Annotated in this window: 9 protein-coding genes; 3 read left to right on the plus strand and 6 right to left on the minus strand. The window is 66.4% G+C overall.

Features of this window, described 5'->3' with window-relative positions:
* Positions 1-4 precede the first annotated feature (4 nt).
* Positions 5-250 (minus strand): DUF2188 domain-containing protein, encoded by a 246-nt coding sequence (locus KHO41_RS37850; protein WP_211958350.1) that lies wholly within the window; start codon positions 248-250, stop codon positions 5-7.
* A 220-nt stretch (positions 251-470) separates the two neighbouring features.
* Between KHO41_RS37850 and KHO41_RS37855 the strand changes: the two genes are divergently transcribed.
* A complete protein-coding gene (locus KHO41_RS37855; protein WP_211958351.1) occupies positions 471-2690 on the plus strand; it encodes a catalase in 2220 nt (739 codons plus the stop codon).
* Positions 2691-2729: 39 nt separating this feature from the next.
* Here KHO41_RS37855 and KHO41_RS37860 read toward each other — a convergent pair whose 3' ends face one another.
* The 3 genes from KHO41_RS37860 to KHO41_RS37870 are packed head-to-tail and all read right to left on the minus strand — an operon-like array spanning position 2730 to position 4690.
* Entirely contained in the window at positions 2730-3383 is a 654-nt protein-coding gene (locus KHO41_RS37860; RefSeq protein ID WP_211958352.1) for a ParB-like protein, read from the minus strand.
* Entirely contained in the window at positions 3352-3786 is a 435-nt protein-coding gene (locus KHO41_RS37865; protein ID WP_211958353.1) for a hypothetical protein, read from the minus strand. The genes KHO41_RS37860 and KHO41_RS37865 overlap by 32 nt, the downstream gene beginning before the upstream one ends.
* A 46-nt stretch (positions 3787-3832) precedes the next feature.
* On the minus strand, positions 3833-4690 hold the full coding sequence (locus KHO41_RS37870) for an SDR family oxidoreductase (protein WP_211958354.1): 858 nt from the start codon (positions 4688-4690) through the stop codon (positions 3833-3835).
* Between the two features lie 302 nt (positions 4691-4992).
* On the opposite strand from KHO41_RS37870, the gene KHO41_RS37875 reads away from it, so the two are divergent.
* On the plus strand, positions 4993-5976 hold the full coding sequence (locus KHO41_RS37875) for a BON domain-containing protein (RefSeq protein WP_244874220.1): 984 nt from the start codon (positions 4993-4995) through the stop codon (positions 5974-5976).
* Positions 5977-6019: 43 nt separating this feature from the next.
* Positions 6020-6655, plus strand: coding sequence for a ParB-like protein (locus KHO41_RS37880; RefSeq protein WP_211958356.1), 636 nt, complete (start codon positions 6020-6022; stop codon positions 6653-6655).
* Positions 6656-6677: 22 nt separating this feature from the next.
* Here KHO41_RS37880 and KHO41_RS37885 read toward each other — a convergent pair whose 3' ends face one another.
* Complete coding sequence (locus tag KHO41_RS37885) at positions 6678-7760, minus strand: DNA topoisomerase IB (protein WP_376989969.1); 1083 nt, start codon at positions 7758-7760, stop codon at positions 6678-6680.
* 171 nt (positions 7761-7931) lie between these two features.
* Positions 7932-8099, minus strand: a complete 168-nt coding sequence (locus KHO41_RS37890) for a hypothetical protein (RefSeq protein ID WP_211958357.1) — start codon at positions 8097-8099, stop codon at positions 7932-7934.
* Positions 8100-8884: the final 785 nt, after the last annotated feature.

Raw genomic sequence — 8884 nt, forward strand, 5'->3', positions numbered from 1 at the left:
GCCATCACGCTATCGACGCTACCCGCGACACGCTGCAACCGGCGAAGTCGATCTCGCTCTTCGTCTTCGCGTCATTGGCCGCGTGGATCGTCAGCAATGCTCCCTCCGCCATGGCCATGTGGACGCCGGCGGTAATCGCATCGCCCTGCGATGGATAGTCGACGTCCCCGGCCCCTGGCGCATCGGATCGTACTGACCATTGGCCGTCTTCAGTCTGGAACACGCGGACATAGCAACTTTGGCTGGACATTGCGGACACCCTATATGGAGAAGCATGCCTGTGTTCTACACGGCAGGGACATCCGTTGCCGTCGGAGGGCGTCTTACTTTCGCGTCGTCGTAGCCGCCGAGCGCGCGGTTGCGTGGAGCCTGTGCCACCTGCGAAGCCCCACGGGTGCGCCAGGCGCGGTGGCATGCATTCTGCAGGGCCACGGGACTCTGATCCATGCCAACTTACAGGAGACGAAGCTATGGCGAACAAATCCGTTCAGAAGGGAAAGGCAGCCACGGTGAAGGCCAAAGCGCTGTCCGCGCGGCATCCGGAGCCGGCCAACGGCGACGACGCCGCCTATGACGAGGCCGCACGCGACCGTCTGGCGGACCGCCCCGAGCGATTGGGGTCTCCAAGCGTCGGCAACGTCGTGTCGAATGCCGGCAAGACACTGACCACCAACCAGGGGCTGAAGATCGGGCAGGACGACGACTCGCTGAAGCTCGGCCTGCGTGGTCCATCGCTGCTGGAGGATTTCTATCTTCGTGAAAAGATTACCCACTTCGACCATGAGCGCATTCCGGAGCGTGTCGTGCATGCGCGCGGTGCCGCGGCACACGGGTACTTCGAACTCACCGAAGCGCTCGATGCGTATACGACCGCAGAGCTGTTCACGCGCGTGGGCGACAGGACACCGGTGTTCGTACGTTTCTCGACCGTAGCCGGCTCGCGCGGCTCCGCGGACCTCGCGCGCGATGTGCGCGGGTTCGCCACGAAGTTCTATACACGTCAGGGCAACTTCGATCTGGTCGGCAACAACATGCCGGTGTTCTTTATCCAGGACGGGATCAAGTTCCCGGACTTCGTCCACTCGGTAAAGCCGGAACCGCACAACGAGATTCCGCAGGCCGCTTCGGCGCATGACACGTTCTGGGATTTCGTGTCCCTGCAGCCGGAATCGATGCACATGGTGCTGTGGACGATGTCCGGCCGCGCGCTGCCGCGCAGCTTCCGCACCATGGAAGGCTTCGGCGTGCACACGTTCCGGCTGGTCAATGCGAACGGCGAAGCGACCCTGGTGAAGTACCACTGGAAACCCGTGGGCGGCGCGCACTCGCTGGTGTGGGACGAAGCCGTCAAGATCAATGGCAAGGACCCCGACTTTCATCGCCGGGATCTGTGGGAGTCGATTGAAGGAGGCCAGTTTCCCGAGTACGAATTCGGCGTGCAACTGGTGCCCGAGAGCGACATGCTCAAGTTCGGCTTCGACTTGCAGGACCCGACCAAGATCATTCCGGAAGAGCTCGTGCCGGTGAAGCGGATCGGCAGGATGGTGTTGAACCGCAACCCGGACAACTTCTTCGCGGAAACCGAGCAGGTGGCGTTCCACCCGGGGCATATCGTGCCGGGCATGGATTTCACCAACGATCCGCTGCTGCATGCGCGGCTGTTCTCCTACACCGATACCCAGCTCACGCGGCTGGGCGGGCCGAATTTCCACGAGCTGCCGATCAACCGCGCACTTTGCCCGGTCCACAACAACCAGCGCGACGGCTTCATGCGACAGACAGTCGTGGTGGGCAAGGAAAGCTACCAGCCGAATTCGGTGAGCGGCGGCTGCCCGTTCCTGGCCGGCGACGCCGAGGCGTATCAGCATTACGCGGCGCCCGCCGAGGACGGCGCCACCAAGTCGCGCGTGCGCAGCCCGACCTTTGCCGATCATTTCTCGCAGGCGAACCTGTTCTGGCGCAGCCAGTCGGACGTCGAGCGCGAACAGATCGTCAACGCGTACGCGTTCGAGCTGTCGAAGGTGTCGGACCCTGAGATCCGCTCGCGCGTGGTCGGCCAGATTGTCCATATCGCGCGCGAACTGGCCGAAGGGGTTGCGCAGCAGCTCGGCATCGAGGTCGAGCCCGTGGGGCCGGAGGTGCAGATCGATGACTATGGCATCGACGCCTCGCCGGCGCTCAGTCTCGACGCCCAGCCCAAGGGCGACATTACCGGCCGCAATATTGCGGTGCTGGTCAACGATGGCGTGGACGATGCGGCGATCGATTCGCTGCGCACGCTGGCCGAAGACGCGCGCGCAAACATCCGCATCGTCGGGCCGCGTGCGAGCCATGTCACCACGGCAAGTGGAAACGTGTTGCCGGTCGACCATGCGCTCGCGTCAGTCGGTTCGGTGCTGTTCGATGCGGTCTATGTGCCTGGCGGAAAGCATCCACCATCGGCGCCCGACGCCGCGGCGCTGTTGTTCATCAACGAAGCCTACAAGCACTACAAGGCGATCGGTGCAGGGGGCAGCGGCACGTTGCAAGTCGCCGAAGCGGCGCGCCGCGCGGGCATCGAAGGCGGTTTCGCCGGTGCCGGCGTGGTCATCGCGAAAGAGGAGGGGGCCGGGCACCATCAGGCATTCCTGGATGCGGTGGGGCAGCACCGGTGGTGGCAGCGGGCCGACGCGAAGGATATTCCCGCCTAGCGGCGGGCGGTGCGGAGATCGAGAGCTACAGATCCTGCGTCACGGGGCCGCACCGCCGCAATAGCCTGGCAGGCCCCGCGCTGCGCTGCCACGCGCCAGCCGGATGGCCTGTGACAGCGCCAGCGAAAAGCCCGCAATCGTGCCCATGTCTTCTTCGATGCGCTCGCGCAGGAAGCCGGCCCAGCGGAAGTCGCCATACGCGTCACGCGGCTTCCGATAGGCGCCAGACTGTCGGGCGAATGCGGCGAGGCTGCGGTATGGGTCGTCCCGCATGCCCATGACGGTGGCGGGCAGCGCGTCGATGCCGAGCCGCTGGCCCAGTTCGTCATAGGGATGCACGAAGCCGAGCGTACGCATGCGCTTCCAGAACGCGGTGGGACTGAGTCCGCTCAGATCGTGCAGGATGCGCACCGGCACGCGGCGAAACCCGAGTTCCAGCCACGCGCGGGCCCAGTGGTGATGATCGATGATGAACAGCGTGCCGCCCGGTCCGGCCACGGTCTTGACGCGATGGCTGCGGAGGAAACGGCGCAGCGCGGCGTGGTCGCCGGCGTCCTGGTACTTGCGCGTGACGGCCATCTTGTGGCGCATGTGGGTGTAGCCCAGCGTGAGCTGGGTCGGCCGCAAGCGGGCGAGCTCGGCGACGGCCTTGCCCGCGCTCCTAGTCCTTGCTGGAACGCTGATGATCGACATAGTGTTCCAGTTCGCTGCCCGGGTCTTCATTGCCGGTGCTTTCGCTGTCCACTGCCTCGCGGGCGACGACGGGCGTTACGGAATCGGCATGACGATGCGCACCGTGGGTGGCGGGATCGAAGTCGGTCCACCGCCCGCTGTCCCACGTGCCCTGCGTGCGCTCAAGGTCTCGCGCGCCCGCTTCGCGCAGGGCGTCGGTGGCGGCACTGGCATTGTCCTGGCGCACGCAGACGGCAAGCACGACGCGCGGTGGCGCGCCTGCCTGCCGTGCGCCGGTGGCCTGCTTTGCCGCGGCGGAGATCACCGCGACGTCCCACACGGAAAACCCGTGGCCGTGCAGCGTACGCTCGGCCTCCTGCGCTTTCGCCATATTGTCGAACCACCCGAGTACGATCGGTGACATGGTTGCTTTTCCTCCCATCGATGTCTGGCTCCGCCGGGCCGTGGCGCTATCCGTTCACGACCTCGCCGCCATTGATATGCAGGATCTGGCCAGTGATGTAGCTGGCCGCGTCGGACGCCAGGAACACATAGCCGGCCGCCACCTCGAAGGGCTGGCCGGGCCGGCCCATGGGCGTCTTCTTGCCGAACTCGGCGACTTCTTCTGCCGTGAACGTGGACGGAATCAGCGGTGTCCAGATCGGCCCCGGCGCCACGCCGTTGACGCGGATGCCGCGCTTGACGACCTGCAACGCCAGCGAACGCGTGAACGACACGATGGCGCCTTTGGTGGCCGAGTAGTCCAGCAGATGCGCACTGCCACGGTAGGCCGTGACGGACGTGGTGTTCAGGATTGCCGCGCCTTTCCCCAGATGAGGCAGTAGCGCGCGCGTGAGATGGAACATCGCGAAGACATTGGTGCGGAACGTGGCCTCGACCTGTTCGGCTTCCACGTCTTCCAGTGATGACTGCGGATGTTGCTCCGCGGCGTTGTTGACCAGGATATCGAGCCGGCCAAAGGCGTCGACCACGCGTGCCGCCACGGCTTCGGCATGGCCGACGTCGGCGAGATCGCCGGCAAGCGATACACACTTGCGGCCGGCGTCTTCGACGAGTCGGACGGTTTCCTTCGCGTCGCTGTGTTCATCGAGGTATGCGATGGCGACGTCGGCACCCTCGCGCGCGAAGGCCACGGCGATGGCGCGGCCGATGCCGCTGTCGCCGCCGGTCACCAGCGCAACCTTGCCGTCCAGCCGGCCGCTTCCCACATAGTCGTCGGCGCCGCTGTCGGGCTTCGGGTGCATGCGGCTTTCCAGGCCGGGTTGTCGCTCCTGATGCTGCGGTGGCAGGTCTTTGGGCGTAGACATGAGGGGCTCCTGAGGATGTCGTCCCGGTCGGCTCGCGCAAGTTTCGTGCCGCGCGGCGCGCTGTGCCACTGTGCGGCATCCGCCCCGAACGGCCGTAAGCCTTACATCGGCATGGAAATCCTTACCGTGGGCCGGCGTGAGCGGAAAGTTCTGCTCTACGCCTGTGGCTGCTCCACGCCTTTGCGATGCCGGGGCACGGTTCTTGCGGCGTGCTGGTACTCGATGCGGCCGCGTGCGGGATCGACCGCGTGGCGCAAGCCACGGAGCGGTCTTCGCGCGGCCCGGACTGCAAGGAGGCAGACATGTGGAACTTCCGCAAGGGCCGCAGCAATGAAAGCGGCGATTTCTCGCAGCATGAGCAGCAGGGACGGGGCCGCTCTCCCTCCGAGGAAAGCCGTGGCAGCGGCTCCGAGGACTGGGGCCAGGAGTGGGGCGAAGACTGGCGTGGCGGACAGTCGCAAAGCAGTGCGTGGCATCAGCAGGACACGCCGGCAGGCCAGCCGCGTGGCAGCTGGGGCGAGCAGAGCTATGGCGCCGCCGACATGGGCGGGCAGGGCCATCCGTACAGCGGCGCCTATGGCGGCTACCGGCCTCAACCGCAGGACAGCGGCTACCGCGAGCATGAACAGCAGTCGCGCCAGCGCGGCGGCCGCATGGCACAGGGCGGGTACGACAGCGGCAACTATGAAGGCAGCTTCGATTCCTCCAGTGGCTCGTCTGCCTACGGGCAGGGCAGCGGCGGCGACGAGCGCCGCATGCAGGGCGGCCGCGGCGGTCGCGCCATGCACTGGGACGAAGGTGCGGCACGCGACCGCGGCCAGCGCGGCGGGCAGCCGTCCTACGGGAACGGCTACTACGGCGATTCGCGCAGCGGTGGCCAATCCTACAACGGCGGCCAGCGCCTCTATCAGGACGATACTGGCGGACGCGGCCGCAGCAGCGGCATGTCCAGTGCGGCACGGCGTCCGGTCGGGCCCAAGGGCTATCGCCGTCCGGACGAGCGTGTGCACGAGGACGTGTGCGAACGGCTTGCGATGAACCCGTATGTCGACGTCTCTGATGTCTCCGTCCAGGTCTCCAATGGCGTGGTGATGCTTGAGGGCACGGTGAAGGAACGGCGGGAAAAGTACGTCATCGAAGAAATCGCCGAAGCGGTGTTTGGCGCGACCGAGGTCGAAAACCGCCTGCGCGTGCAGCGCAACGAGGGCACGGAGCGCGCGGGTCCCGTCGCCGGCCACCTCGAAGGCGCGGATACGTCGCCGCAGCGCACCCTCAACAAGAGTTGAGCACGGACGCGGCGGCAATTTTTTGCCGCCGCGTCTGCACCGCATGCGCACGCCCAGGACCCTTCGCGACGGCAGCAAGCTGATGGTGCCGCTCGACGCGCTGCACCCGACCCAGATCACCGTCGGCGCGTATCACGTCCAGCAGAAGGTGCATGTCACGCGGCGCGTGCCGCCGGCGCGGCGGCACGCCTTCCTGGACCAGCATCGCGTCCACGTGGTGATCGGGCCGGAGCAGGCGCTGTATGTCGTGGACCACCATCACTGGGTACGCGCCTGGCATGACCTGGGCCTGTCGCACGTGCCGGCCATCGTCCGCAAGGACCTCAGCCGCCTGGACGAGCGGGCGTTCTGGGAATGGATGCTGGACAACCATATGGTCCATCCGTACGACGAGCAGGGCCGGCGGCGGCCGCTGAGCGAATTGCCGGAATGCATCCACGCCATGCGCGATGATCCGTATCGCAGCCTGGAAGCCTTCGTGCAACTTGCCGGCGGCTACCTGAAGGTCAAGCAGGCCTATCCGGATTTCAGATGGGCCGACTTCTTCCGGCGCCATGTGGAAGGACCCCTGGACTCGACGGAGATGTTCGCAGCTGCCCTGGTGCGCGCCTTTCAACTGGCCCGGAGCGCGAAGGCGCGCGGATTGCCGGGGTTCATTGGCAAGTCTGGGACCTGCTAGCAGCCTTCTGTCGCGGGCGCGTTCAGGGCGCGCCAGCTTTCTCCAGCAGCGTGAGCAGGCGCGCTTCGTCGGCGCGCAGGCGGCTTCGTGCCCGGACCGGACCATCGGCATTCGCTTCGCCGGAAAGGAACGCTTCAATGACCGCCGGGTGGACGTAGCACTTGCGGCAGACCGCGACCGTATTGCGCAGACGCTGCGCCACCGTCTTGATGGCGTCAGCCACGGCCTTGCGGCGTTGAGCTTCCTGCTCTGTGGTCTCGGCCGCCGCCTTGCGCAACAGCGCCAGCGCATGGACGCTGCCGGCCCAGGTGCGAAAGTCCTTGGCCGTGAATTCGCCGCTGGTGACTTCGCGCAGGTACGCATTGACCTCCGTCGAGCCGATATCGCGCACTTGTCCGTCGCTGTCGACGTATTTGAACAGGCATTGGCCGGGCAGATCGGCGCAGTTGCGCACAACGCGCGCGACGCGTGGGTCGTTGACGGATACGTCGTGGGTAATGCCGCTCTTGCCGGTGAACTGGAACCGTAGCCGGCTGCCGCGCACCGTGACATGCCGGGGGCGCAGCGTGGTCAGGCCGTAGGTGCGGTTCTGCCGCGCATAGCGCGGCGTGCCGACGCGCACGAGCGTGGCGTCCAGCAGCCGCACCACGGCTGCGGCCACTTTTTCGCGCGGCATGCCATTGCGCGCCAGGTCGCGCTCCACGCGCGCGCGCAGCCGCGGCAGGATTGTGCCGAACTCCGCAAGGCGGCCGTATTTGTCGGTGTCGCGCAGCGCGCCCCAGTCGGGGTGGTAGACGTACTGCTTGCGGCCGCGGGCGTCGCGCCCCGTCGCCTGCAGGTGTCCGCGGGGGTCGGGGCAGATCCATACGGCCTCATACGCAGGCGGGATGGCGAGCGTGGCAATACGCGCGAGCGTGGCGGCGTCGCGTACGCGGTTGCCTTTTGGGTCGACATAGCTGAAGCCGCTGCCGCGCCGTACCCGCGTGATGCCAGGCGTGCTGTCGTCCACGTGGCGAAGCCCCGCCTCGCGCAGCGCGATTTCGGTGTCGTCCGCCATGCCACCGGCCAAGGTGGCCTCGGCGCAGCAGGTATCCGATGCTCGCATCGCTCGGCTCCTCCCAGGCAAGGCGGCGCGCCATAGGGTGCGCCGCACCCTTTCATTTTATGGAGCGCGCGGGCGATGTTCAGTGGAGGCTGTCCTACAAGACGCGCGTGGCGGAAGCCATTTCCGCCACGCTGATCAGGTATAGCGAGGCCGGCACGTGGCCGGGGTCGTTCAACGTGGCTGCGCGCGCCAGCCGCGCAGCATCACGCGCAGGCGGACCACGATTCGGCGCAGGTTGTGTCCCGGACGAGCGAGTTCGCGCATGGCGCGCAGGCGGTCGGCGTCGTGCGCGGCAACCTCGGTGTGGCGGAAGTCAGGCAGCAGGATCGAGAACTTCATGTCGGGTCTCCGGTGGATTCCCGATCCGGCGCCATAGGTCATGGTTGCGGCGGCCGGAACCGGGAGCATGCGGGAACGGCGCGCGGGAGGACCCCGGTACACGCCGGCTTTGGTAAGGGACTGCAAGGGTCGTCGGGCATGGAGAGGCTCCGGTCAGCGTGGATCGGCATGCGCCACCGCGTGTGCCAGCAAGGCTGGCGAACGACGAAGGGCGCACGGCTACTGCCACGGGCAGGCAGCGCGCGTATGGGAGTGTCTGGGGCGCGCGCCGGCTACATGGCAAAACGGCATGCGCGGCGGCTCGCGGCACGAGCTGGCCGACATGCGATGCAAATTGTGAGGTGCGGGAAAAACGGGCCGCGGCGAATGCCGCGATCGATGCGCACCGTCAGGCAACGACTTGCCAGACGGTGGCCCTGTGATGCACTGCCGATGGAAACATCAGCAGCGGAAAGGGATGCGGGTCTGGCGAGGGTTACCGGTGATGTCCGTCAGGACAACTGGCTGAGTCCAATTGGAACCCCAAGGCTTTAAACAGCGCGCAGTCTAGCCCCGCATCCGGCGTGCGTCAACCTTCACGGGCGCGCGCAAGTGCCGCAAGTGCTGTAGGCCGCGCACATGGCAAAAAGCGTCAGCCGTGCTGGCGCAATAGGCTATTGCCGTGCGCAAAGCGGTGAACCGTGCTTATCCGGTTGTCTCCCAAGACCTCTACCGATAGTATGTTGGGCATCTGTGCCAACTCGGGGCAACCATGGTTATTGACGTGCTTGACCGAGGCGATCTGC

Origin of the sequence: Cupriavidus numazuensis, from assembly GCF_905397435.1 — a bacterium.
In the GTDB taxonomy this organism is placed as follows: domain Bacteria; phylum Pseudomonadota; class Gammaproteobacteria; order Burkholderiales; family Burkholderiaceae; genus Cupriavidus; species Cupriavidus numazuensis.

What these genes read in the sequence shown, in the direction of transcription:
- KHO41_RS37850 (WP_211958350.1), bottom strand. Translation starts at nt 250, where the DNA reads ATGTCCAGCCAAAGTTGCTATGTCCGCGTGTTCCAGACTGAAGACGGC.
- KHO41_RS37855 (WP_211958351.1), top strand. Translation starts at nt 471, where the DNA reads ATGGCGAACAAATCCGTTCAGAAGGGAAAGGCAGCCACGGTGAAGGCC.
- KHO41_RS37860 (WP_211958352.1), bottom strand. Translation starts at nt 3,383, where the DNA reads ATGTCGATCATCAGCGTTCCAGCAAGGACTAGGAGCGCGGGCAAGGCC.
- KHO41_RS37865 (WP_211958353.1), bottom strand. Translation starts at nt 3,786, where the DNA reads ATGTCACCGATCGTACTCGGGTGGTTCGACAATATGGCGAAAGCGCAG.
- KHO41_RS37870 (WP_211958354.1), bottom strand. Translation starts at nt 4,690, where the DNA reads ATGTCTACGCCCAAAGACCTGCCACCGCAGCATCAGGAGCGACAACCC.
- KHO41_RS37875 (WP_244874220.1), top strand. Translation starts at nt 4,993, where the DNA reads ATGTGGAACTTCCGCAAGGGCCGCAGCAATGAAAGCGGCGATTTCTCG.
- KHO41_RS37880 (WP_211958356.1), top strand. Translation starts at nt 6,020, where the DNA reads ATGCGCACGCCCAGGACCCTTCGCGACGGCAGCAAGCTGATGGTGCCG.
- KHO41_RS37885 (WP_376989969.1), bottom strand. Translation starts at nt 7,760, where the DNA reads ATGCGAGCATCGGATACCTGCTGCGCCGAGGCCACCTTGGCCGGTGGC.
- KHO41_RS37890 (WP_211958357.1), bottom strand. Translation starts at nt 8,099, where the DNA reads ATGAAGTTCTCGATCCTGCTGCCTGACTTCCGCCACACCGAGGTTGCC.